Here is a 22,161-nt window from a genome sequence, read left to right as displayed (position 1 = left end):
CTGGACCCGTGGCAGTCGTCGATGTATCCGAAGAGCTGAAGTCCCTCTCCTCGACCATGGGGTCGATCGAGGCCGTCCTGGACCTCGACAAACTGAGGGCAGACATCGCCGTGCTGGAGGAGCAGGCCGCGGCCCCGTCCCTCTGGGACGACCCCGAGGCCGCGCAGAAGATCACCAGCAAGCTTTCGCACATCCAGGCCGAGGTCCGCAAGACCGAAGCGCTGCGCGGGCGCATCGACGACCTGGAAGTCCTCTTCGAGCTGGCCGAGGCCGAGGATGACGCCGACACCCGCGCCGAGGCCGAGACCGAGCTGGTCTCCGTGCGGAAGGCGCTGGACGAGATGGAGGTCCGTACCCTCCTCTCCGGCGAGTACGACGAGCGAGAGGCGCTCGTCAACATCCGCGCCGAGGCCGGCGGCGTCGACGCGGCCGACTTCGCCGAGCAGCTCCAGCGCATGTACCTGCGCTGGGCCGAGCGGCACAACTACGGCACCGAGGTGTACGACACGTCGTACGCGGAAGAGGCCGGCATCAAGTCGACCACCTTCGTGATCAAGGCGCCGTACGCCTACGGCACGCTCTCCGTCGAGCAGGGCACCCACCGTCTCGTCCGCATCTCGCCCTTCGACAACCAGGGCCGCCGCCAGACGTCCTTCGCGGGCGTCGAGGTGCTCCCCGTCGTCGAGTCCAGCGACCACGTCGAGATCGACGAGTCCGAGCTGCGCGTGGACGTCTACCGCGCCTCGGGCCCCGGCGGCCAGGGCGTCAACACCACCGACTCCGCGGTCCGGATCACGCACATCCCGACCGGCATCGTGGTGTCCTGCCAGAACGAGCGCTCGCAGATCCAGAACAAGGCGACCGCCATGAACGTCCTCCAGGCGAAGCTGCTGGAGCGGCGCCGCCAGGAGGAGCGGGCCAGGATGGACGCCCTCAAGGGCGACGGCGGCAACTCCTGGGGCAACCAGATGCGTTCGTACGTCCTGCACCCGTACCAGATGGTCAAGGACCTGCGGACGGAGTTCGAAGTGGGCAACCCGCAGGGTGTTCTCGACGGCGAGATCGACGGCTTCCTGGAGGCCGGCATTCGCTGGCGCAAGCAGTCGGACAAGTAGATTCGCGCCAGGTCGACTCAGGGAACTGCCGCCCACAGGGCGGCAGTTCCCTTTTACGTCACAGTTCTATCCCTGCCCGCCGGACAACTGGCGGCATTCCGGTCATCGCACGCGCAACGTCCTTGACGCGTATATGAAAACTCGTAAGGCTGACACGTGGCATGCGCTTTCTGGGGCGCGTGAGACACGGGGGCGAAGTACGCGGACCCCCGGCGCCGCTGTCCCGGACGCTGCACCATGACGAATGATCTACATGGGGGTAGTAACCAGATGACCAAGAAGACGCGTATGCGCGTGGCGCGTATCGCGGCCGGCGCCGTGATCGCCGCGGGCGCCTCCCTGACGATCGCGGGCGGGGCTCAGGCCGCCGGCATCAGTGTCCAGGTCGGCGACATCGGCCTCGGTATCACCGACGGCCCGACCGAGCCGACGGAGGAGCCGACCGAGATTCCGACGGGCGAGCCGACTCAGCCGACGGAGGAGCCGACTCAGCCCACCGAGGAGCCCACTCAGCCGACGGAGGAGCCGACTCAGCCCACCGAGGAGCCCACTCAGCCGACGGAGGAGCCCACTCAGCCCTCGGAGGAGCCCACTCAGCCGACCGGTGAGCCCACCGAGCCGGGCCATGAGGGTGGCACCGGCACGACCGGCGGCACCGACAACACCGACACCGACAGCGGCGGCTCGCAGCCGGTGCAGCAGGGCGAGGTCAAGGAGGAGCTGGCGGAGACCGGCGCCGCCGAGACCTCGTTCCTGATCATCGGCGCCGCGACCATGATCGCCGGTGGCATCGGCTTCCGGATGCTGCCGCGCCTGGCCGGCGGCCGCACCGCTGTCTAGTCCCAGGGGCTGAGGGGCTCAAGGGCCCAGGCGCGTGTTGTACGACACGTGGAGCACGCGTATCAGCACACCTATCGGCACATGCGGAAGGGCCCGGGTGCTCCGCCGAGCATCCGGGCCCTTCCCTGTGCGTGTGTGTACCCGTGCGTACGCGCCGGGTTACAGGGGGTGCGCCGCCACCAGTGCCACCGCCGCCATCAGCAGTATCAGCAGCGTCAGCAGAACCACCGGGTGCGATCCCCCCAGCGGCCCGCGCTGCTGCAGACGCTCCCTGTTGGCGCGGCAGACGGGGCAGCGGCCCTCGCTGACCGGCCCCGCGCAGTTGGCGCACACCAGTCGGTCGTAGGTCATGCGCTTTCCTCCTCACCGCGCGGCCCGGCCGCGATCGGCGTCTCTCCGCTCAACGCTCCGGGAACCGTGACCGTTCCCCCCTCCACTGTGCCAGTTCCCTGCCTTTTCGGCGCGACCGGGCGGATCACGACGGTCCGGCATCACCGGCGACCACCGCGCATCCGTGATAAATCGCCCAAGCCGGGACCCTTCTCCTGCGCGGACTGCGCGCGCCAGTCCGGTTCGCGTAAGGTCACGCTCACCTACTCCCGGACGACCGTGGTGCATCCCGTGATCCGATTCGACAACGTCTCCAAGACCTACCCGAAGCAGAACCGCCCCGCCCTGCGCGATGTCTCCCTCGAAATCGAGAAGGGGGAGTTCGTCTTCCTGGTCGGCTCGTCCGGTTCCGGCAAGTCGACCTTTCTGAGACTCCTTCTGCGTGAAGAGCGCACCAGCCACGGCATGGTGCACGTCCTCGGCAAGGACCTCGCGCGCCTGTCCAACTGGAAGGTGCCGCAGATGCGCCGCCAGCTGGGCACCGTGTTCCAGGACTTCCGGCTGCTGCCGAACAAGACCGTCGCGCAGAACGTGGCGTTCGCGCAGGAGGTCATCGGAAAGTCCCGGGGCGAGATCCGCAAGTCCGTCCCGCAGGTCCTCGATCTCGTCGGTCTCGGCGGCAAGGAGGACCGGATGCCCGGCGAGCTCTCCGGTGGTGAGCAGCAGCGCGTCGCGATCGCGCGGGCCTTCGTCAACCGCCCCATGCTGCTGATCGCGGACGAGCCGACCGGCAACCTCGACCCGCAGACCTCCGTGGGCATCATGAAGCTGCTGGACCGCATCAACCGGACCGGCACGACGGTCGTGATGGCCACCCACGACCAGAACATCGTCGACCAGATGCGCAAGCGCGTGATCGAGCTCGAAAAGGGCCGGCTGGTGCGCGACCAGGCGCGCGGCGTCTACGGCTACCAGCACTGAGCCCTGTGCCCCTGAGCCCCCGGGTGTCGAGCACCGAGCACCGAGCACTGAGCACCGAAAGCTGAAAGGACGCCATGCGCGCCCAGTTCGTCCTGTCGGAGATCGGCGTCGGTCTTCGCCGAAATCTCACGATGACCTTCGCGGTCATCGTCTCCGTAGCCCTCTCGCTCGCCCTGTTCGGCGGCGCGCTGCTCATGCGCGAGCAGGTCAGCACGATGAAGGACTACTGGTACGACAAGGTCAACGTCTCCATCTTCCTCTGCAGCAAGAACGACGCGACGACCTCGGCCGCGTGCGCCAAGGGCGCGGTCACGGGGGAGCAGAAGAAGCAGATCGAGGCGGATCTGCACAAGATGGACAGCGTCCAGACCGTGCACCACGAGACGTCCGACCAGGCGTACAAGCACTACAAGGAGCAGTACGGCGACTCTCCCATCGCCGCCATGGTCACCCCGGACCAGATGCAGGAGTCGTTCCGGGTCAAGTTGAAGGACCCGGAGAAGTATCAGGTGGTCGCGACCGCCTTCTCCGGCCGGGACGGCGTCGAGTCCGTCCAGGACCAGCGCAACATCCTGCAGAACCTCTTCGACCTCATGAACGGCATGAACGTCGCCGCGCTCGGGGTGATGGCGCTGATGCTGGTCATCGCGCTGATGCTGATCGTGAACACCGTGCGCGTATCGGCGTTCAGCCGCCGCCGCGAGACCGGCATCATGCGGCTGGTCGGTGCCTCCAGCTTCTACATCCAGATGCCGTTCATCATGGAGGCCGCGTTCGCCGGGCTGATCGGTGGCGGACTGGCCTCCGCGATGCTGCTCTTCGGCCGCTACTTCCTGATCGATCACGGTCTCGCGCTGTCGCAGAAGATGCAGTTGGTCAATTTCATCGGCTGGGACGCGGTCCTCGCGAAGCTTCCGCTGGTGATCGCCATCGGTCTGCTGATGCCCGCGCTGGCCGCTTTCATCGCGCTGCGCAAGTACCTCCGGGTGTGACAAGCGCCCCTGGCGACCTGTGGCCAAGCACCTCTCGGTCGCCAGGGGTTGTCCTAGACTCAACGTCATGTCAGGTTCCCCGTCGCACCACAGGCCCCGCGGTATCCGCCGCGGGGCTGTCCTGACACTGGTCTTCGCGAGCGTGCTCGCCACGGCCGCCGCGACCAACTCCCTGCCCGGCGCCCTGCCCGGCTCCCTGTCGGGCTCCGACGGGAAATCGGCCGGCCCCTCCGCGCGTCCCGTGCCCTTGACGGTCGACAGCGCCGAAGTCGCCCGGGCGGCCGCCGAGGCGATGGCCGACGGCAAGTCCGGTACGGAAGCGGCCGAGGAGGTCGTCAGCCGCAGCGGCGACCGCTGGGGCGCGGTCTACGACAAGCGGGAGTACGAGGAGTTCGAGCAGGCCCTCGACGGCGAGTACACCGGCGTCGGACTCTGGGCCAGGCGTACGGCCGGGGGCCGGATCGAGGTCACCCGGGTGCAGCCCGGTGGTCCCGCGCAGCAGGCCGGTATCGGGCCCGGTGACATCGTCAGGGACATCGACGGGAGCGGCGTCGCCAGGCGGCCCGTCACCGAGGTCATGGCGCTCCTGCGCGGCGACGCGCGGACCGGGGGAGCCCGGGAGGCGAAGTCCCCCAGCGCCGAGCCCGGCACCACCGTCGTCCTGGGGCTGGAGCGGGACGGGCGCCGCTGGACCGAGAGCCTGCGCCGCGCCCGGCTCGCCACCGAGTCCGTCACGGTCGAGCCGATCGGGGGCGGCGCGCTGCGGATCAAGGTCGACGCGTTCACCAAGGGGTCGGGCAAGCGGGTGCGGGACGCGGTCCTGGACGCCCCGCGCGGCGCCGGCGTCCTGCTCGACCTGCGGGGCAACGCGGGAGGGCTGGTGACTGAGGCCGTCACCGCCGCCTCGGCCTTCCTCGACGGCGGCCTGGTCGCCACGTACGACATACGGGGCGAGCAGCGCGCGCTGTACGCGGATCCGGGCGGTGACACGGAGCGGCCCGTCGTGGTGCTGGTCGACGGCGGCACGATGAGCGCCGCCGAGCTGGTCACCGGGGCGCTCCAGGACCGTGGCCGGTCCATCACCGTGGGCTCGCGCACCTTCGGCAAGGGCTCGGTGCAGATGCCGAGCCGGCTGCCCGACGGATCCGTCGCCGAGCTGACCGTCGGCCACTACCGCACGCCCGCCGGGCACGGCGTGGACGGCCTGGGTATAACACCGGATCTCCAGGTGGGCGAGCGCGCCCAGGAGCGGGCGCGGACGGTGCTGAGCGGCCTCGGGGCCAGACCGTAAAGAAGTTGCGCCGAGGTGCGAAAATGGCGGGACTATGGCTAAGGAAACTGGGCGCAAACTGATCGCGCAGAACAAGAAGGCGCGGCACGACTACCTCATTCTCGACACGTATGAGTGCGGTCTCGTGCTGACGGGCACCGAGGTGAAGTCCCTGCGCCAGGGACGGGCCTCGCTGGTGGACGGCTTCGTCCAGATCGACGGGAACGAGGCCTGGCTGCACAACGTGCACGTGCCCGAGTACACGCAGGGGACCTGGACCAACCACTCCGCCCGGCGCAAGCGGAAGCTGCTCATGCACCGGATCGAGATCGACAAGCTGGAGTCCAAGTCGCAGGAGACGGGTCACACGATCGTGCCCCTGTCCCTGTACTTCAAGGACGGCCGGGCGAAGGTCGAGATCGCGCTCGCGAAGGGCAAGAAGGAGTACGACAAGCGCCAGACGCTGCGCGAGAAGCAGGACCGGCGTGAGACGGACCGCGCGGTCTCGGCGGTGAAGCGGCGCCAGCGCTCCTGATCCCGCCCGGCCCGGAGGGCGTGCGCGGCCCGGAGGGCGTGCCCGACCCGGAAGGAATGGGCTGGCCCCCGTACGCGTTGGTCACGTACGATGGGTCGTGCACCTCACAGCGGGTGCGCTTTTGAAAAATCAACATGGGGATGATCGGTTTCGACAGCGGATGTCGAAGCAGGGGAAGCGAGCCGAGGAAGCGGCAATGATCTCGTAAACCATATGTCGCAAACAATAATCGCCACTTCTAAGCGCGATTCCTCCGCCTTCGCTCTCGCTGCCTAATTAGCAGCTAGCGAAGACTCTGCGGAGTGTCAGCCCGGGGCTGTTCCCGACCCGGATCCTGGCATCAACTAGGGAACTAAACTTCTGAGCCCGGTCACGGGGCCCAGAAGGAAATCAAACAGTGACTGAGCCCGTCGGAGACTTGTCCGTGTGATCTCCGGGGCCGAGAAAATCGCAGCGGACTGCGCTCGGAGAAGCCCTGTTCCTGCACCGTTGGACGCGGGTTCGATTCCCGCCATCTCCACCACCCCATGTGAGGCGAAGGCCCCGCTGCTCAGGCAGCGGGGCCTTCGTCGTATGGCGGGCCGGTCCGGCGCGCGCTCCAGGTGCGGAGCGCGTCCGCGACCCGGCGCACGCCCCGGCGCGCGGCGTTGGCTTCAGCGGTATCAGCGGTATCAGCGGTATCAGGGGTATCAGCGGCGTCGGGACCGGCGTCGGCCGCGCGAAAAGGGCCGGAGGACGGGCCGAAGCCGATGTCGGGACGCGGCGCCAGGACCAGGGTGGTGCCCGTGACGGTCAGGAGAGGGGTGTTCGGTGAAAGCGGCATGGCGTCAGCTTCAGGCCCGGCGCCGCCCCCGGTCCAACACCTGATCCCTCGCCATTCACGCACCTGTGTTGTTGAATGCGGGCGTGCCCCGCGACATCGAGCCCCGACTGCTCCGTGCCTTCACCGCCGCCGCCGAGGAACTGCACTTCACCCGGGCCGCCGCCCGGCTGTACACGGCACAGCAGGCACTCAGCCGCGATATCCGACGGCTGGAAGGGGAGTTGGGCACCGAGCTGTTCGTACGCACCACCCGGCAGGTGGCGCTGACGGCGGACGGCGAGCGGCTGCTCCCGTACGCCCAGCGGGTACTGGCCGCCCAGGACGACCTGCTGGCCGCCTGCGCCGCCGGGGCACGGCCACTCCTCATCGATCTCAACACCGAGGGCCTGGTGTCCGGTCGGGTGCTGGCGCGGGCGCGTCAACTCGCCCCGCTCTGTGAGCTGATGGCCCGCTTCGGGAGCGGACTCACCGGCGCGGCGGCCGGGATCCGCGCCGGGCGGCTCGATGCCTCCTTCGGTTACGTCGGCGGCCTGCGGCCCGAGTCGCGCTCCGGCCTGTCCCACCAGCTCGTACGGTACGAGCCGATGGCCGTGGTGCTGCCGGAGGACCATCCCCTGGCCGCGCGTGCCGAGGTGCCGCTCGCCGCGCTCGCCGGCGAGACCGTGTACGCGGGGGCGGGCAATCCGGACACCGCGGAATGGACGGAGCTGGCCCGGCGGCTCTTCGCGGGCCGCTCCGTCGACATCGCCCCGCCCGCGCCGATGGCGGCGGGCGCCGGCGAGTTCGGGCGGGTGATGGCGAAGCATCGAACGCCAGTGCTTGCCGTGGTGAATTTTCCGGAGATGCCGGACACCGTGCTGCGCCCGCTCGTCGATCCCGTACCCCTGTCGCCGCTCTCGCTGGTGTGGCGCACGGGGGCGGACCACCCCGGTGTGCGGGCGTTGCGGGACGCGGCGGCCGAACTGAGTCGCGAGGAGGGGTGGCTGGAGCGCCCGCCCGGCAACTGGCTGCCAGGGCACTGTTCATGACATCGACGCATATCAACCCGTGAAGAGGAACTCGGGCGTCGCCGGCGTGCGCTACATTCTTGGTTCGGGTGCGGCGTGGTAGGGGGGCATTCGGTCCGGGTGGGGACCTGGCCGACGATGGAACCGACAGCGCAGTGTGCACCCAATCCAGTCAGTGGTGGGGGATGTGCGTACCGCAGTGGACAATTGGCAAGAAGATGCCCGAAAAGGGCGTATGCATGAGCCGAGTGACGTCACCGTAGAACTCGACGGACTGGGCCGGCAGCTCTCCGAGCTGCCCGTGGAGCCCGGGGCCCGTCCCGCCGAGGAGTCAGATCCCGCGCGGAACGCCGGGCCCGAGAGCTCCGACCGTCCCGTGTTCGTCGATGCCAGCGGCCGCCGGAGCAAGAAGTTCCGCCGGGCCGGCTGGGCCGTCTCTCTCGCCTGTGCCTGCTTCGCCGCGACGGTGGTGGTCTCCATCATCGGCGGCAACTCCAGCGCGCCCTGGCTCCAGATACCCGGCCTCGCGGACAAGAAGAACCCGGACACCGTCGAGATCCAGCCGGCCCCGACAACCAGCCAGGCCGTCGGTGTGGCCCCCGGTGCGACGGATGCCGCACCCACGCCGACCGACTCCAACGGCGCGGTCATCCCGCAGTCGCCGGGCAGCCCCGCCCCCGGCCTCTCGGGCTCGCCCGACCCCGGATCCTCGAATTCCGCGGAACCGCCCAAGACCCCGACCGGCGGGTCGGGCGGCACCCTGCCCGACCCGGGCATGTCGTCGGCTCCCGGCGGCAAACCCGGTGGCGGCACCGGCGGTCCTCCGCCGCAGCAGCCGCCGCCCAGCGAGCCGACCACGGCCCCTGTCGATCCCAGCACGCCGCCGCCCGCCGAACCCCCACCGGCACAAGTAGGCGGCCAGCAGCTGGCCGCGGAAGGCGCACATTAGATGACCTCCTCCGGCAGGCGGGCCCGCCGTCGCAATCGCGGACCCGTCAGACGGCGCAGAATGCCCATGCGTTACCTCCTGCCGTCGCTCATACTCGTCGCGCTGCTCGCGATGCTGATGCTGCGCGGCTACGTACACAGTGAGATCCTCGCCGACCACCGGGTACGCCCTCCGGCCGCCACCGACCAGGTGCCCGACCGGATACTCAACGGCGGCCCCGTCATCGACGCGCGGGGCTCGACCCCCGCCAGATCACTGAGCATCCCGGACCGCAAACTCGTCCTCACCTTCGACGACGGCCCGGACCCGGAGTGGACCCCCAAGGTCCTCGACGAGCTCAAGGAGTACGACGCCCACGCCGTCTTCTTCGTCACCGGCACCATGGCCTCCCGCTACCCGGCGCTGGTGAAGCGCATGGTGGACGAGGGCCACGAGGTCGGCCTGCACACCTTCAACCACCCCGACCTCTCGTACCAGACGCGGTCCCGGATCGACTGGGAGCTCTCCCAGAACCAGCTGGCGCTCGCGGGCGCCGCCGGTATCCGGACCTCGCTCTTCCGGCCGCCGTACTCCTCGTTCGCGGACGCCATGGACAACAAGTCCTGGCCGGTCACCGAGTACATCGGCAGCCGCGGCTACATCACGGTGCTCGACAACACCGACAGTGAGGACTGGAAACGCCCCGGCGTCGGCGCGATCAGCCGCAACGCCACCCCGAAAAACGGCAAGGGCGCGATCGTGCTGATGCACGACTCCGGTGGCGACCGCTCGCAGACCGTCGCCGCGCTCGGCCACTTCCTGCCGAAGATGCAGCAGAAGGGGTACGAGTTCGACAACCTCACCGAGGCCCTCGGCGCCCCCAGCGCCCACACCCGGGTCACCGGACCGAACCTGTGGAAGGGCAAGGCCTGGATCGCCGCCGTCGCCCTCTCCGACAACATCACCGGCGTCCTGGTCGGCGGGCTCTCCGTGATCGGCGTCCTGGTCTTCGGCCGGTTCGGCCTGATGCTGCTGCTCTCCTTCGCGCACGCCCGCAAGGTCCGCCGCCGCGACTTCAGCTGGGGCCCGGCCGTCACCGAACCGGTGACCGTGCTCGTCCCCGCGTACAACGAGCGCGAATGCATCGCCAACACGGTGCGGTCGCTGATGGAGAGCGACCACCCCGTCGAGGTCATCGTCATCGACGACGGCTCGAGCGACGGGACCGCGGACATCGTCGAGGCGATGAACCTGCCGAACGTCCGGGTCGTACGTCAGCTCAATTCCGGCAAGCCCGCCGCCCTCAACAACGGCATCGCGCACGCCGGTCACGACCTCGTCGTGATGATGGACGGCGACACCGTCTTCGAGCCGTCCACCGTCCGCGAACTGGTGCAGCCCTTCGGCAATCCGCGCGTCGGCGCCGTGGCGGGCAACGCCAAGGTCGGCAACCGCGACACCCTCATCGGGGCCTGGCAGCACATCGAGTACGTGATGGGCTTCAACCTCGACCGCCGCATGTACGACATGCTGCGCTGCATGCCCACCATCCCGGGCGCGGTCGGTGCCTTCCGGCGGACGGCCCTGGAACGCGTCGGCGGGATGAGCGAGGACACCCTCGCCGAGGACACCGACATCACCATGGCCATGCACCGGGACGGCTGGCAGGTCGTGTACGCCGAGCGCGCCCGCGCCTGGACCGAGGCACCGGAGTCCGTGCAGCAGCTGTGGTCCCAGCGCTACCGCTGGAGCTACGGCACGATGCAGGCGATCTGGAAGCACCGTCGCGCGCTCATCGAACGCGGCCCGTCGGGGCGCTTCGGCCGCGTCGGTCTGCCGCTGGTCTCGCTCTTCATGGTGCTCGCACCCCTGCTGGCCCCGCTGATCGACGTGTTCCTCCTGTACGGCCTGGTCTTCGGCCCCACGCAGAAGACCGTCGTGGCCTGGCTCGGCGTCCTCGTCATCCAGGCCGTCTGCGCCGCCTACGCGTTCCGGCTCGACCGCGAACGCATGACGCATCTGATCTCGCTGCCCCTTCAGCAGATCCTCTACCGGCAGCTCATGTACGTCGTGCTGCTCCAGTCCTGGATCACCGCACTCACCGGCGGCCGGCTGCGCTGGCAGAAGCTGCGCCGCACCGGTGTGGTGGAGGCGCCCGGCTCGATCCCGAGCCAGCGAGGGCGCAGTGACGATCGGAGGCCCGTCGCGTGACCACTCACTCCGTCGACACCGGGGGAACACCCCGGGAGAGACACACGATGACGACGCAGGCCGCGGAACCGGATACCGGAACCTGGAAGGAGGCCCGTCCCGGATCCGGGACGGGAACCGGATCCGGGACAGGGACCGGGGGAGAAACGGGGACCGGGGCCGACGCGCCCGCCAGGTCCGGCCGTGACCGTTATTTCGACCTGCTGCGCGCCGTCGCGCTCGTCCGCGTCGTGATCTTCCACCTCTTCGGCTGGGCGTGGCTGACGGTCCTCTTCCCGTCCATGGGCGTGATGTTCGCGCTGGCCGGATCGCTGATGGCCCGGTCGCTCTCGAAGCGCTCCTTCGGGAAGGTGATCCGCGGCAGGCTCCGCCGTCTGCTGCCGCCCATGTGGGCGTTCGCGGTCGTCATCGTGCCGACGATGTTCGTGCTGGGCTGGAAGCCGGTCAAGGAGGAGGGCCTCTGGTGGTTCCTCAAGCTGGCCAACTACATCGTCCCGTTCGGCGCCCCGCCGTACCCGGAAGAGACCCGGCACCCGGCCTGGCTCGACAGCACCTGGGCCGACCAGGCCGCCGGACCGCTCTGGTACATCCGTGCGTACCTCTGGTTCGTCCTCGCCTCGCCGCTCCTGCTGCGCGCGTTCCGCAAGGTGCCGTGGCTGAGCCTGGCCCTGCCGGTCGCCCTCACCGCGATCGTCGGCACCGGCCTGGTGAACATCCCCGGCGAGGCCGGAGTGACCGTCACCGACTTCGCCATCTACGCCAGCTGCTGGATGCTGGGATTCGCCCACAACGACGGGCTGTTCCAGAAGGTCCCCCGCTACGTCACCGTCTCGCTGGCCGTCTTCGTCATGGCCTTCGGGCTCTGGTGGGCCTCCGGCCACCTCAGCTCGGAGGGGTGGAACTTCGACGAGATCCCGCTCGCCGAGGCGACCTGGTCGCTCGGATACGTCGCGCTGCTGCTCCAGTACTCCCCGTCCTGGCGCAAGCTCCCCGGCAAACTGGCGCAGTTCGACTCGGTGATCACCCTCGCCAACAACCGCGCGGTGACGATCTACCTCTGGCACAACCTGCTGCTCATGTCGACGTTCCCGATCATCGACCAGCTCTGGAAGGTGCCGGGCATCGACGCCTACTCCACCGAGCTCGACGCGGCGTACTCCACCCTGTCGCTGATCCTGGTCTGGCCGCTGCTCGGCCTGATGATCCTGGCCATGGGCTGGGTCGAGGACGTGGCGGCCCGACGCAGACCACGCCTGTGGCCGAACGGCTCCACGTCCGGCTCCGGCAAGGACCGCCCCCCGGCAACGACGGGTGCGACCTGACCCGAGTGACCGGGAACGGGCACTGAACGTGCACAGAGACGGGCCCCGGCCGACCGCGCCATGACGCGCGGCCGACCGGGGCCCGTCCGTGTTCTCAGCTGTCCCAGCCCGTCCAGCCCGTCCAGCCCGTTCAGCCCTGTGCCTCGGCCGCTGTCAGCCCTGGGCCTTGGCCACACCGATCGGGCAGGAGACACCCGTCCCGCCGATCCCGCAGTACCCGCCCGGGTTCTTTTCGAGGTACTGCTGGTGGTACCCCTCGGCCGGGTAGAAGTCGTGGTCGGCGGCCGGGAGGATCTCCGTGGTGATCTTCCCGTGGCCGGCCTCCGTCAGGACCTGCTGGTAGGACTCGCGGGAGGACTGCGCCGCCTCGGCCTGGGCCTGGGTGTGGGTGTAGACCGCCGAGCGGTACTGGGTGCCCACGTCGTTGCCCTGGCGGAAGCCCTGGGTCGGGTTGTGGGACTCCCAGAAGAGCTTCAGCAGCTCGGCGTACGAGATGATGCTGGGGTCGTAGACCACGCGGACCGCTTCCGTGTGGCCGGTGAGACCCGAGCAGACCTCCTCGTACGACGGATTCCGCGTGCTGCCGCCCTCGTAGCCGACGAGCGTCGTCCAGACGCCCTCCGTCTGCCAGAAGTTGCGTTCGGCGCCCCAGAAACAGCCCAGGGCGAAGTCGGCGACCTCCAGGCCCTCCGGGTACGGGCCGAGCAGGGGGTTGCCGAGGACCGTGTGGTGGGACGGCACCGAGAATTCGGGTTCGGCGCGGCCGCGCAGGGCCTGCTCGGGGGTGGGGAGCTCGGGGGTGCGGCGGGTCAGGAACATTTCAGGTCTCCTCGGCTGTGACGTCCTGCAACAAGAACGCGTCCACGGCATGAGGCATTCCGCCGCGGCCTCCGGCTCAGCCCGTCCTGCGCACCGTCGCCTCGCGCGCCGCCACGTAGAACCCCTTGTCGTGGTAGCGCCACGGCAGCGCGTCCACATATCCGTCCACCAGCCGGAACTGCTCCAGCGCCGCTTCGTACCTGCCCTGTTTGAACAGGAAGTACGCGAGCAGGTGGCGCAGCTCCGCGAGGCGCGGGTGGTCGCAGGGGGCCGCCGCCGCGTCCACGAGCGCGGCGTCGACCCGCGCGATCAGTTCATGGCCGCGGAACGCCGACGCCCGCGGGGACCCGCCGGAGTGCGCCTCGTACCAGGCGATCAGCGGGAACGCGGACAGCAGGCTGCCGGGCGGTCCGTCCGCCGCCGCGCGGGCCGCGAAGTCGCGGGCCAGTCCGTCGGACCCCTGCCCCTTGGCGCACCAGTACTGGACGGCCAGGAAATGGGCCTCGTAGTGGTGCGGGGCGCGCGCCGTCACCTCCGCCCACAGCCGTTGCATCTCGTCGTGCGGGTAGCGCAGCCCGCGGGCCGTCGCCAGCTCGGTGATGTACGGGGTGGGGTCGGCCGGATTGAGCCCGGCGGCGTAGGTGATCTCCGTGCGCGAGCGGGACAGCAGCTGGTGGGAGGGGCCGGAACGGTCGCCGGCCGGGTGCGTTCCGCGCGCCGCGCCCGGCACTTCCCCGGCGCGGAGCACGGTGCTCCGGGCCCGGACGACCGCCGCGTCCGGGTCGTCCGGGCGGGCCGTCTCCCAGGCGAGGAGCCAGCTGTCGTCCCCGGCCGCCTCGACGCCGAGGTTGAAGACGTAGAAGGTCCGCAGTTCCCAGTTCTCGCCGGTGGTGGAGAGGAGGACGGCGGCGGGCCCCCAGTCGCCGGACCTGACCGCCAGGAGGGCGCGCATCAGCTCGGGTGCGGGTGGCGCCGCGCGCTGGGTGTTGAGCTGGCTCAGCGGGAGGAAGCCCAGTTCGGTGGAGCGGGCGGACAGCTCGCCGCCGGACGGGTCGGCGCGGCGGCGGTCGTACCAGTAGTAGGCGAACATCCCGACGGCGATCAGCGGGAGGTAGGTGGCCATGGTGTTCCCCTCGGGGTCGTGCGGCGGCGGCAGCGGGGGGTGACGGCGCGGAGCGGTGTCCTCGCGTGGCGCGGCGTTCCGGGGCGCGGCCTTGTGCGGCGCGGCCGGCGTGCGGCATGTCGCCTCGGGCCGTCGCCTGCTCCTCGCGGCGGGACGACGGCGCGTGGCGCTCGCGGAGGTGCGCTCATCAGGCAGATTCCCCCCACGGGAATGGGCATGGCGAAGCGGTGCCGAAGTGGTGTGGGGGGATGCGGAGTATGCCTTACCGCACGTCAGTGCGGCAACGCCGGTTCCGGGCGCTGAGACACCGGTGGGCTGTGTCCGCGCGGTCCTCAGTGCGAGAGCGTCGCCGGGCTGCCGCCGTTCGCCTCGTACCCGGCCACCGCCAGCGCCCGGTACACCGCGTACTCCGCCGCCGGATCCCCGTTCAACGTCCAGGGCAGGGCGCCGACATGACCGTCCACCAGCAGCAGCTGACGCACCGCCTCCGCCCACCGCTCCGACCGTACGAGGAAGAGGATCAGCAGATGCCGTACGTGGGAGAGCATCGGGTCGTCCGGGCGGGCGGCGTGCACCGCGAAGAGCGCGCCCTGCACCGCCTTGGTGACCACCGCGCCCCGGTAGAAGCTCTGCACCAGATTGACCTCGGGCAGATGCTCGTACACCGCGAACAGCGGCAGCGCCGCCAGCAGTGACCCCTGCGGGGCGCGCGCGGCCGCCGTCGTCGCGAAACGGTCGGCCTCCTCGCGGGAGCCGTGCCACTTCTCGCACCAGTAGTGCAGCGCGGCCAGATGCGCTCCCATGTGCGCGGGGGCGCGGTCGATCACCTTCGCCCACAGCTGGTCGAACCGCTCGGGGGAGTAGCCGAGACCGCGCGCCACGGCCAGCTCGGTGATGTACGGCACCGGGTCACCGGGCGCCAGCAGGGCCGCCTCGCCGCCCACCGTCCGGGCCTCCTCCAGGATGATCCGGAAGTCGTCGTTCCCCACGGCCGAGGACCGCCACGCCTGCTGCACCAGGAACTCCGCGTGCACCGCCGCGCCGCCCGCGTCCTTCGGCGCCTGGGACCGCCACGTCCGCAGCCAGGCCCCGCCGGCGCCGGGCCGCTGCTGGAGCTCCAGCGCGGCCGCCCCGGCGAACGCCTGTACCCGCTGCCAGCGCACCTCGCCCTCCTTGGCGGTGCCGGCGAGCAGCTGCGAGGCGGCCCGCCAGTCCTGGGTCCGCCGGACGACATCAAGCACGTCGAGCAGATCCTCGTCGGGTCCCGGCAGCCGGATGTCCAGCTGCTCCTGCCGTACGAAGCCGTACGCGGCGGGGTCGGCGGCGTCCGGCGAGCCGGGCGCGACCAGGCGCAGCGCACCACGGCGGCGCAGGACGTACAGGCTGATGACCGCGGCCGGCATGGCCGCCGTGATCAGGAACCAGAGAATCTGCATGGCCCCATTGTCCAGGACGCGCGGAGCCCCGTTCCCGCCGGCACCGGGCCTGTCCGGGCGTGCGCCGCCCGTCCGGCGCTACCCTCGGCGTCATGAGCCACCAGCACACGAGCGAGCAGCACCGCTTCGAGACCGTCGCCATTCACGCGGGAAACACCGCGGATCCCCTCACCGGCGCGGTCGTACCCCCGATCTATCAGGTCTCCACCTACAAGCAGGACGGCGTGGGCGGACTGCGCGGCGGCTACGAGTACAGCCGCAGTGCCAACCCCACCCGTACCGCGCTGGAGGAGAATCTCGCGGCCCTGGAAGGCGGCCGGCGCGGCCTGGCCTTCGCCTCCGGGCTCGCGGCCGAGGACTGCCTGCTGCGTACGCTGCTGGCGCCGGGCGACCATGTCGTCATCCCCAACGACGCGTACGGCGGCACCTTCCGGCTCTTCGCGAAGGTCGTCTCCCGCTGGGGTGTGGAGTGGTCCGTCGCGGACACCTCGGACCCGGCGGCGGTGCGGGCCGCGCTCACGCCCCGTACGAAGGCGATCTGGGTCGAGACCCCGTCGAACCCGCTCCTCAACATCACCGACATCGCGGCCCTCGCCGGGATCGCCCGCGCGGCCGGCGTGAAGCTCGTCGTCGACAACACGTTCGCCAGCCCCTATCTGCAGCAGCCGCTGGCGTTGGGCGCGGACGTCGTCGTCCATTCGATGACGAAGTACATGGGCGGGCATTCGGACGTCGTCGGTGGTGCGCTGATCGTCGACGACGCCGAGCTGGCGGAACAACTGGCCTATCACCAGAACGCGATGGGCGCGGTCGCCGGGCCGTTCGACGCGTGGCTGGTGCTGCGCGGCATCAAGACCCTCGCCGTCCGCATGGACCGGCACAGCGAGAACGCGACCCGGATCGTGGAGATGCTGACCAGGCACCCCCGGGTCTCCAAGGTCCTCTACCCGGGCCTGCCCGAGCACCCGGGCCACGAGGTCGCCGCCAAGCAGATGAAGTCGTTCGGCGGGATGATCTCCTTCCAGGTCGCGGACGGCGAGGAGGCGGCGGTCGCGGTCTGCGACCGCGCGAAGGTGTTCACGCTCGGCGAGTCCCTGGGCGGTGTCGAGTCCCTGATCGAGCACCCCGGCCGGATGACCCACGCCTCGGTGGCGGGCTCTGAGCTGGAGGTGCCGTCCGACCTGGTCAGGCTCTCCGTCGGCATCGAGTCGGTGGACGACCTGCTGGCGGACCTGAAGCAGGCGCTGGGTTAGGCCCTGTCCGGCGGATCTTCGCGGGCCCGGAACGCCCTGGATCAGGCCCGGGCGCTCAGGTGAAGCCGCCCCGCCGCTGGAGAACCGGTGCCCCGGGCTACCAGATCTCCGGCGGCGGTGTCGTCTCCCTCGGCGGGATCGCCCACGGGTGCGCGACCGACGCCCAGACGGCGAACGCGATCACGGCGGCGGCCAGCAGGGTCCAGAGCAGGGCGCGTGCGAGACGGCGGCGGCGCAGCAGCCGGCCGCCGCGTTCGGCGGCCCGCAGCACGAGGTCGGCGGGTACGGCGGGATGCGGCAGGTCCAGCATCCGCCGGACCTCGGCCTCCCTGCGTTCGGCGCCGCTCACCGGCCGGCCTCCCGGACGGTCAGGGTCAGGACCGCCCGCGCGCAGACCGCGCCGACGCGTTCGACCGTGAGGCCGGTCAGCGCCGCCAGCTGTTCCTCGGAGACGCCCTCGTGCAGCCGCAGCACCAGCACGACCCGCTCGCGGGGGCCGAGCCGGGAGAGTACGCCGCCCGCCGGGTGGCGGCGGTGCCAGGCACCCCGGGCGCAGCGCTGGGCCAGTTCCCGGCGGGTGTGGTCGTACGGATCGTCGTCGCGCAGGCTGTCCCAGTCCGCGTACGTACGGGCCAGCGCGGCGGTCAGCAGGCGCCGGGCGCGGGGGGCGGCGCCGGCCGGTTCGCCCGTGAGCAGTGCGGCCGTATGCAGAAGCCGGCCGGCCGCGCCCGCCACGAATGCCTCGAATTCCCGGGCACGCCGGAGGTCCATGACCCTCCGTCGCTGTCGCACGACCTCATATGAGGCCCGTCAGGGGGCCCGGGTCAAGAGGGTGTCCGTGTCCGCCCGCCCGCCGGTCAGGAGTGCGTCCGCCCGCCCGCGTCCGTCCCGCTCGCGGACCCGCCCGCGTCTGCCGCGCCCGCGTCCGTCTCGCCGTCCGCCTCGGCGGACAGCTGGCCGGCCTGCCGCGCCGAGAGGGCACCGTTGAACCGCGTCAGCAGGGTGGCGAAGGCGTCCCGCTCCTGTTCCGTCCAGCCGTCCGTGACCTGCGCCATCAGCTCGCGCCGTGACGACCGGACCTCTTCGAGCCGGCTCTGCCCGCGCGCCGACAGCTGGAGCACCACCGCGCGGCCGTCCTCCGGGTGCGAGGCGCGCCTGACCAGGCCGCTGTCGACGAGCGGCGCGACCTGCCGGGTGACGGTGGAGGAGTCGATACCCATTCCGGCGGCCAGGGCCTTGACGCCCATCGGGCCTTCCTGGTGGAGCCGGTTGAGCAGCAGATAGGCGGCACGGTCCATGGAGTTGCGGACCTTGCCGAGACCGCCGAGCCGCGTCTGCTCGGCCCGCCGGGCGAAAACGGCCACCTGGTGCTGGAGGGCATCGAGGCGGGCGGCTTCGTCCGAAAGATCGGAGGCCTTCTCCGCCGGGGCCGACGCGGCGGAAGTCATGTCCTGAATGGGGGGCATGGCTGGGGGCTCTCTCGTGCGGTGGTCGGTTGGTGGGGGACAGAGTACGCGGCCGGGCCCCGGACCGTACCTGCGCTGCGCGAACCCGCCGTGCTCAGGGCGGTTCCCGGCGGCGGGGACCGCCCTGAGCACCCGGCCGGTGAGCTGCGAGACTGGCAGGTATGAGCTTCGGTACGGCGGGCCACGCGCGTTCCCTGATCCTCGACGACGTCCTCGGGGCGCAGAAGATGCTGTCCGGGGTGGCCAGGACGACCGCGATGGAGGGCAGCAGATATCTGACGCGGTTGATCGGTGCCCCGGTGCTGTTCAAGTGCGAGAACCTCCAGCGGACCGGTTCGTTCAAGCTGCGTGGCGCGTATGTACGGATCGCCGGTCTCTCCCCGGAGGAGCGTGCCGCGGGCGTCGTCGCGGCGAGCGCCGGCAACCACGCGCAGGGGGTCGCGCTCGCCTCCGCCCTGCTCGGTGTCCGGTCGACGGTGTTCATGCCGATCGGAGCGCCGCTGCCGAAGGTCGCGGCGACCCGTGAGTACGGCGCCGAGGTGCGGCTGCACGGACAGGTCGTGGACGAGACGCTGGCCGCCGCGCAGGAGTACGCGCGGGACACGGGCGCGGTCTTCATCCACCCCTTCGACCACCCGGACGTCATCGCCGGGCAGGGCACGGTCGGGCTGGAGATCCTGGAGCAGTGCCCGGAGGTACGGACGATCCTCGTCGGTGTGGGCGGCGGCGGGCTGATCGCGGGCATCGCCCTCGCGGTGAAGGCGGTACGGCCCGACGTCAAGGTGATCGGGGTGCAGGCGGAGGGGGCCGCCGCGTATCCGCCCTCGCTCAGGGCGGGCCGGCCGGTGGTGGTCGGTGCGCCGCAGACGATGGCCGACGGGATCAAGGTGGGCCGCCCCGGCGACATACCGTTCCAGCTGATCCAGGAGCTGGTCGACGAGGTGCGGACGGTCTCCGAGGACGAGCTGTCCAGCGCGCTGCTGCTCTGCCTGGAGCGGGCGAAGCTGGTGGTGGAGCCGGCGGGGGCGAGCCCGGTGGCCGCGCTGCTGAGCGATCCCGGGGCGTTCCGGGGACCGGTCGTCGCGGTGCTGTCCGGCGGCAATGTGGACCCGGTGCTGATGCAGCGCGTACTGACCCACGGCATGGCGGCGGCCGGGCGCTTCCTGAGTCTGCGGCTGCTGGTGACGGACCGGCCGGGGGCGCTCGCGGAGATGCTCGGGGTGCTGTCGGTGGCCGACGCGAACGTGCTCGACGTGAGCCACGTACGGACCGATCCACGGCTCGGGCTGACCGAGGTGGATGTGGAAGTGCATCTGGAGACGAAGGGCCCGGAGCACTGCGCGGAGGTGGAGGCGGCGCTGCGGGAGGCGGGGTACCGGATTCTCGGCTGAGGCGGCTCGCGCTTCCCGGCCGAGGCGGCTCGCGGTCGCGCTTCCTCACCCGTACGTGCCCCCGCACGCCCCCGCACACCCTCTTGTGAGTCGCGATGTATCGCGATATCTTTCCGGTCCTGGCCACCCGCCACGACCGGGCTTTCGTGTCGCCGGGCGCGGGCGGACAGGCAAACCTAGGCTCTGCGTAAGCAGTGCGCACGCCTCAACCGCCACGCTGGGAGAACCCACATGCCGGGCGCCATCTACGCGGAAGGTCTGGTGAAGACCTTCGGTGATGTACGGGCACTGGACGGCGTCGACCTCGATGTCCCCGAAGGCACGGTCCTCGGGCTCCTCGGGCCGAACGGCGCCGGCAAGACCACGGCCGTACGGGTGCTGACCACCCTGCTCCAGCCCGACAGCGGACGAGCGGTCGTCGCGGGCCTCGACGTCGTCAAGCACCCCAACGAGGTCCGCCGCTCCATCGGCCTGTCCGGCCAGTTCGCCGCCGTCGACGAGTACCTGACCGGCCGCGAGAACCTCCGTATGGTCGGACAGCTCTACCAGATGAGCGGGCGCGACGCGAAGAAGCGGGCCGGGGAACTGCTGGAGCGCTTCCACCTCTCCGACGCCGCGGACCGTACCGCCAAGACCTACTCGGGCGGTATGCGCCGCCGGCTCGACCTGGCCGCCGCGCTCGTCGTCTCCCCGCCGGTGATGTTCATGGACGAACCGACGACGGGCCTCGACCCGCGCAACCGCCAGCAGCTGTGGGGGATCATCCAGGAACTGGTGGCCGGCGGCACGACCCTGCTGCTCACCACCCAGTACCTGGAGGAGGCCGACCACCTGGCACACGACATCGCCGTGGTGGACCACGGCAAGGTCATCGCCCGGGGCACCGCCGACCAGCTCAAGGCGCAGATCGGCGGGGAACGCGTCGAGGTCGTCGTCCACGAACGCGACCAGATCCTCCCCACCCGCGCGGTGCTGGCCGGGTTCGGCAGGGGTGCCGAGGTGACCGTCGCCGAGCACACCCGCAAGCTGACCGTCCCGGTCACCGGCGGCGCGAAACTGCTCGCCGAGGTCATCAGGGAACTGGACACCCGGGGGGTCGAGATCGACGACATCGGGCTGCGCCGGCCGACCCTCGACGACGTGTTCATCTCCCTCACCGGCCATGCCGCCGACGACGAGGACGAGCCGGCCGACGGGAACGGGCGGGGCGCCGGAGCCACCAGGGCCGACAAGGCCGACAAGGCGGGCAAGGCGGATACGGCCGGGTCGGACAGTACGGACAAGGCGGGCGGAGCGAACCAGGCGAGCGGCGCCGACGAGGCCGGGCAGCACGTGAAGGAGGCCGGGGAGTGACCATCACCACGGATACCGCACGGAGTACGGCCCCGCGCCCGCGCGGCGGCGTCCTCCAGTCGATCGGCGACTCCCTGGTCGTCGCCAGGCGCAACCTCATCCGCATGACCCGGATCCCCGAGGTGGTGCTCTTCGGGCTCATCCAGCCGATCATGTTCGTGGTGCTGTTCAGCTATGTCTTCGGCGGTTCCCTGAAGGTCGGCAACAGCACCAGCGCCGACGTCTACCGCAACTTCCTGATGGCCGGCATCTTCGCCCAGACCGTCACCTTCGCCACGGCGGGCGCGGGCGCCGGAATCGCCGACGACATGCACAAGGGCCTCATCGACCGGTTCCGCTCGCTGCCCATGGCGCGCGGGGCCGTCCTCACCGGCCGTACGCTCGCGGACCTCGTCCAGACCGCGCTCACCGTCGTGGTGCTCGCGATCGTCGCCGTACTCGTCGGCTGGCGTATCCACGAGGGCGTGCCCAAGGCGATCGGGGCGTTCGGGCTGCTGCTCCTGCTCGGCTACGCCTTCTCCTGGATCGGCGCGCTGATCGGTCTCACCGTCCGCACCCCGGAGGCCGCCACCTCGGGCGGCCTGATCTGGCTCTTCCCGGTGACGTTCATCTCCAACGCCTTCGTGGACACCAGCGGGATGACGCCGTGGCTGCGGGACATCGCGAACTGGAATCCGTTCAGCGCCACCGTGCAGGCATGCCGCGTGCTGTTCGGCAACCCGGGCGTCTCGCAGTCCGACGCCTGGCCCATGCAGCACCCGGTGTGGGCGTCGTTGATCTGGTCGCTCGTGATCGTGGTGGTCTTCCGGACCCTCGCGGTCCGCAAGTACCGCTCGGCGACGGCCTGAGCACCCGGCCACTCGCACCCGGCCACTCGCGCCCGGCGCCTGCCGGCCGACAGAAGCGGGGCCGTACCGCGCCAACCCCGGCGCGGTACGGCCCCGCTCGTGTTCTCCGTCGGTGCCG

At 70.6% G+C, this 22,161-nt stretch carries 22 protein-coding genes and 1 other RNA gene; 15 read left to right on the top strand and 8 right to left on the bottom strand.

Going from position 1 to position 22,161, the window contains the following annotated elements:
* The first annotated feature begins 8 nt into the window (after nt 1–8).
* Together prfB and ACIBAE_RS19775 are read left to right on the top strand one after the other, a co-directional pair.
* Nucleotides 9–1,115 (top strand): peptide chain release factor 2, encoded by a 1,107-nt coding sequence (prfB, locus tag ACIBAE_RS19780; RefSeq protein ID WP_399286900.1) that lies wholly within the window; start codon nt 9–11, stop codon nt 1,113–1,115.
* A gap of 270 nt (nt 1,116–1,385) precedes the next feature.
* Nucleotides 1,386–1,955: a hypothetical protein gene (locus ACIBAE_RS19775; RefSeq protein WP_399286898.1), complete on the top strand. Its 570-nt coding sequence runs from the start codon at nt 1,386–1,388 to the stop codon at nt 1,953–1,955.
* A 159-nt stretch (nt 1,956–2,114) separates the two neighbouring features.
* Here ACIBAE_RS19775 and ACIBAE_RS19770 read toward each other — a convergent pair whose 3' ends face one another.
* Nucleotides 2,115–2,306, bottom strand: coding sequence for a hypothetical protein (locus tag ACIBAE_RS19770; RefSeq protein WP_399286895.1), 192 nt, complete (start codon nt 2,304–2,306; stop codon nt 2,115–2,117).
* Nucleotides 2,307–2,576: 270 nt separating this feature from the next.
* Here ACIBAE_RS19770 and ftsE point away from each other — a divergent pair, with 270 nt between their 5' ends.
* The 5 genes from ftsE to ssrA all read left to right on the top strand — a co-directional run bounded on the left by ftsE (nt 2,577) and on the right by ssrA (nt 6,586).
* On the top strand, nt 2,577–3,266 hold the full coding sequence (gene ftsE, locus ACIBAE_RS19765) for a cell division ATP-binding protein FtsE (protein WP_399286892.1): 690 nt from the start codon (nt 2,577–2,579) through the stop codon (nt 3,264–3,266).
* 74 nt (nt 3,267–3,340) lie between these two features.
* On the top strand, nt 3,341–4,258 hold the full coding sequence (ftsX, locus tag ACIBAE_RS19760; protein ID WP_399286889.1) for a permease-like cell division protein FtsX: 918 nt from the start codon (nt 3,341–3,343) through the stop codon (nt 4,256–4,258).
* 67 nt (nt 4,259–4,325) lie between these two features.
* Complete coding sequence (locus ACIBAE_RS19755; RefSeq protein ID WP_399286887.1) at nt 4,326–5,549, top strand: S41 family peptidase; 1,224 nt, start codon at nt 4,326–4,328, stop codon at nt 5,547–5,549.
* A 34-nt stretch (nt 5,550–5,583) separates the two neighbouring features.
* A complete protein-coding gene (smpB, locus tag ACIBAE_RS19750; protein WP_399286884.1) occupies nt 5,584–6,063 on the top strand; it encodes an SsrA-binding protein SmpB in 480 nt (159 codons plus the stop codon).
* A 136-nt stretch (nt 6,064–6,199) separates the two neighbouring features.
* Nucleotides 6,200–6,586: a transfer-messenger RNA gene (ssrA, locus tag ACIBAE_RS19745) on the top strand.
* 27 nt (nt 6,587–6,613) lie between these two features.
* On the opposite strand, the gene ACIBAE_RS19740 is transcribed toward ssrA, so the two are convergent.
* Nucleotides 6,614–6,886: a hypothetical protein gene (locus ACIBAE_RS19740; RefSeq protein ID WP_399286881.1), complete on the bottom strand. Its 273-nt coding sequence runs from the start codon at nt 6,884–6,886 to the stop codon at nt 6,614–6,616.
* Nucleotides 6,887–6,969: 83 nt separating this feature from the next.
* On the opposite strand from ACIBAE_RS19740, the gene ACIBAE_RS19735 reads away from it, so the two are divergent.
* The 4 genes from ACIBAE_RS19735 to ACIBAE_RS19720 all read left to right on the top strand — a co-directional run bounded on the left by ACIBAE_RS19735 (nt 6,970) and on the right by ACIBAE_RS19720 (nt 12,354).
* The gene (locus tag ACIBAE_RS19735) at nt 6,970–7,914 is read left to right on the top strand and encodes a LysR family transcriptional regulator (protein ID WP_399286879.1); all 945 of its coding nucleotides are present in this window, start codon (nt 6,970–6,972) and stop codon (nt 7,912–7,914) included.
* A 214-nt stretch (nt 7,915–8,128) separates the two neighbouring features.
* The gene (locus ACIBAE_RS19730) at nt 8,129–8,842 is read left to right on the top strand and encodes a hypothetical protein (RefSeq protein ID WP_399286876.1); all 714 of its coding nucleotides are present in this window, start codon (nt 8,129–8,131) and stop codon (nt 8,840–8,842) included.
* Nucleotides 8,843–8,908: 66 nt separating this feature from the next.
* Complete coding sequence (locus tag ACIBAE_RS19725; RefSeq protein WP_399286990.1) at nt 8,909–11,032, top strand: bifunctional polysaccharide deacetylase/glycosyltransferase family 2 protein; 2,124 nt, start codon at nt 8,909–8,911, stop codon at nt 11,030–11,032.
* 47 nt (nt 11,033–11,079) lie between these two features.
* Nucleotides 11,080–12,354, top strand: coding sequence for an acyltransferase (locus ACIBAE_RS19720; RefSeq protein WP_399286873.1), 1,275 nt, complete (start codon nt 11,080–11,082; stop codon nt 12,352–12,354).
* Between the two features lie 153 nt (nt 12,355–12,507).
* Here ACIBAE_RS19720 and msrA read toward each other — a convergent pair whose 3' ends face one another.
* The 3 genes from msrA to ACIBAE_RS19705 form a co-directional block, all read right to left on the bottom strand.
* Complete coding sequence (gene msrA / locus ACIBAE_RS19715; protein WP_399286870.1) at nt 12,508–13,173, bottom strand: peptide-methionine (S)-S-oxide reductase MsrA; 666 nt, start codon at nt 13,171–13,173, stop codon at nt 12,508–12,510.
* A 76-nt stretch (nt 13,174–13,249) separates the two neighbouring features.
* Entirely contained in the window at nt 13,250–14,296 is a 1,047-nt protein-coding gene (locus tag ACIBAE_RS19710) for a hypothetical protein (protein WP_399286867.1), read from the bottom strand.
* 332 nt (nt 14,297–14,628) lie between these two features.
* Nucleotides 14,629–15,732: a hypothetical protein gene (locus tag ACIBAE_RS19705; RefSeq protein WP_399286864.1), complete on the bottom strand. Its 1,104-nt coding sequence runs from the start codon at nt 15,730–15,732 to the stop codon at nt 14,629–14,631.
* 92 nt (nt 15,733–15,824) lie between these two features.
* Here ACIBAE_RS19705 and ACIBAE_RS19700 point away from each other — a divergent pair, with 92 nt between their 5' ends.
* Nucleotides 15,825–16,985 carry a cystathionine gamma-synthase gene (locus tag ACIBAE_RS19700; RefSeq protein ID WP_399286861.1) on the top strand — a complete coding sequence of 387 codons (1,161 nt, stop codon included), beginning with the start codon at nt 15,825–15,827 and terminating at the stop codon, nt 16,983–16,985.
* A gap of 97 nt (nt 16,986–17,082) precedes the next feature.
* Here ACIBAE_RS19700 and ACIBAE_RS19695 read toward each other — a convergent pair whose 3' ends face one another.
* The 3 genes from ACIBAE_RS19695 to ACIBAE_RS19685 form a co-directional block, all read right to left on the bottom strand.
* The gene (locus ACIBAE_RS19695) at nt 17,083–17,334 is read right to left on the bottom strand and encodes a hypothetical protein (protein ID WP_399286859.1); all 252 of its coding nucleotides are present in this window, start codon (nt 17,332–17,334) and stop codon (nt 17,083–17,085) included.
* Complete coding sequence (locus ACIBAE_RS19690) at nt 17,331–17,756, bottom strand: RNA polymerase subunit sigma-70 (protein ID WP_399286856.1); 426 nt, start codon at nt 17,754–17,756, stop codon at nt 17,331–17,333. The genes ACIBAE_RS19695 and ACIBAE_RS19690 overlap by 4 nt, the downstream gene beginning before the upstream one ends.
* A gap of 86 nt (nt 17,757–17,842) precedes the next feature.
* Nucleotides 17,843–18,451, bottom strand: coding sequence for a MarR family winged helix-turn-helix transcriptional regulator (locus ACIBAE_RS19685; protein WP_399286853.1), 609 nt, complete (start codon nt 18,449–18,451; stop codon nt 17,843–17,845).
* A gap of 161 nt (nt 18,452–18,612) precedes the next feature.
* Between ACIBAE_RS19685 and ilvA the strand changes: the two genes are divergently transcribed.
* The 3 genes from ilvA to ACIBAE_RS19670 all read left to right on the top strand — a co-directional run bounded on the left by ilvA (nt 18,613) and on the right by ACIBAE_RS19670 (nt 22,043).
* On the top strand, nt 18,613–19,842 hold the full coding sequence (gene ilvA, locus ACIBAE_RS19680; protein ID WP_399286850.1) for a threonine ammonia-lyase: 1,230 nt from the start codon (nt 18,613–18,615) through the stop codon (nt 19,840–19,842).
* 231 nt (nt 19,843–20,073) lie between these two features.
* Nucleotides 20,074–21,195 carry an ATP-binding cassette domain-containing protein gene (locus ACIBAE_RS19675; protein WP_399286847.1) on the top strand — a complete coding sequence of 374 codons (1,122 nt, stop codon included), beginning with the start codon at nt 20,074–20,076 and terminating at the stop codon, nt 21,193–21,195.
* Nucleotides 21,192–22,043, top strand: a complete 852-nt coding sequence (locus ACIBAE_RS19670; protein WP_399286845.1) for an ABC transporter permease — start codon at nt 21,192–21,194, stop codon at nt 22,041–22,043. The genes ACIBAE_RS19675 and ACIBAE_RS19670 overlap by 4 nt, the downstream gene beginning before the upstream one ends.
* Nucleotides 22,044–22,161: the final 118 nt, after the last annotated feature.

Source organism: Streptomyces sp. NPDC051569 (assembly GCF_044454085.1).
In the GTDB taxonomy this organism is placed as follows: Bacteria; Actinomycetota; Actinomycetes; order Streptomycetales; family Streptomycetaceae; genus Streptomyces.
This window is presented reverse-complemented; position numbering and strand designations above follow the sequence as displayed.

Excerpts from the sequence above, each read along its gene's own strand:
- ACIBAE_RS19775 (WP_399286898.1), top strand. The coding sequence starts at position 1,386 with ATGACCAAGAAGACGCGTATGCGCGTGGCGCGTATCGCGGCCGGCGCC.
- ACIBAE_RS19770 (WP_399286895.1), bottom strand. The coding sequence starts at position 2,306 with ATGACCTACGACCGACTGGTGTGCGCCAACTGCGCGGGGCCGGTCAGC.
- ftsX (WP_399286889.1), top strand. The coding sequence starts at position 3,341 with ATGCGCGCCCAGTTCGTCCTGTCGGAGATCGGCGTCGGTCTTCGCCGA.
- ACIBAE_RS19755 (WP_399286887.1), top strand. The coding sequence starts at position 4,326 with ATGTCAGGTTCCCCGTCGCACCACAGGCCCCGCGGTATCCGCCGCGGG.
- smpB (WP_399286884.1), top strand. The coding sequence starts at position 5,584 with ATGGCTAAGGAAACTGGGCGCAAACTGATCGCGCAGAACAAGAAGGCG.
- ACIBAE_RS19740 (WP_399286881.1), bottom strand. The coding sequence starts at position 6,886 with ATGCCGCTTTCACCGAACACCCCTCTCCTGACCGTCACGGGCACCACC.
- ACIBAE_RS19730 (WP_399286876.1), top strand. The coding sequence starts at position 8,129 with ATGCATGAGCCGAGTGACGTCACCGTAGAACTCGACGGACTGGGCCGG.
- ACIBAE_RS19725 (WP_399286990.1), top strand. The coding sequence starts at position 8,909 with ATGCGTTACCTCCTGCCGTCGCTCATACTCGTCGCGCTGCTCGCGATG.
- ACIBAE_RS19720 (WP_399286873.1), top strand. The coding sequence starts at position 11,080 with ATGACGACGCAGGCCGCGGAACCGGATACCGGAACCTGGAAGGAGGCC.
- msrA (WP_399286870.1), bottom strand. The coding sequence starts at position 13,173 with ATGTTCCTGACCCGCCGCACCCCCGAGCTCCCCACCCCCGAGCAGGCC.
- ACIBAE_RS19710 (WP_399286867.1), bottom strand. The coding sequence starts at position 14,296 with ATGGCCACCTACCTCCCGCTGATCGCCGTCGGGATGTTCGCCTACTAC.
- ACIBAE_RS19705 (WP_399286864.1), bottom strand. The coding sequence starts at position 15,732 with ATGCAGATTCTCTGGTTCCTGATCACGGCGGCCATGCCGGCCGCGGTC.
- ACIBAE_RS19700 (WP_399286861.1), top strand. The coding sequence starts at position 15,825 with ATGAGCCACCAGCACACGAGCGAGCAGCACCGCTTCGAGACCGTCGCC.
- ACIBAE_RS19690 (WP_399286856.1), bottom strand. The coding sequence starts at position 17,756 with ATGGACCTCCGGCGTGCCCGGGAATTCGAGGCATTCGTGGCGGGCGCG.
- ACIBAE_RS19685 (WP_399286853.1), bottom strand. The coding sequence starts at position 18,451 with ATGCCCCCCATTCAGGACATGACTTCCGCCGCGTCGGCCCCGGCGGAG.
- ilvA (WP_399286850.1), top strand. The coding sequence starts at position 18,613 with ATGAGCTTCGGTACGGCGGGCCACGCGCGTTCCCTGATCCTCGACGAC.
- ACIBAE_RS19675 (WP_399286847.1), top strand. The coding sequence starts at position 20,074 with ATGCCGGGCGCCATCTACGCGGAAGGTCTGGTGAAGACCTTCGGTGAT.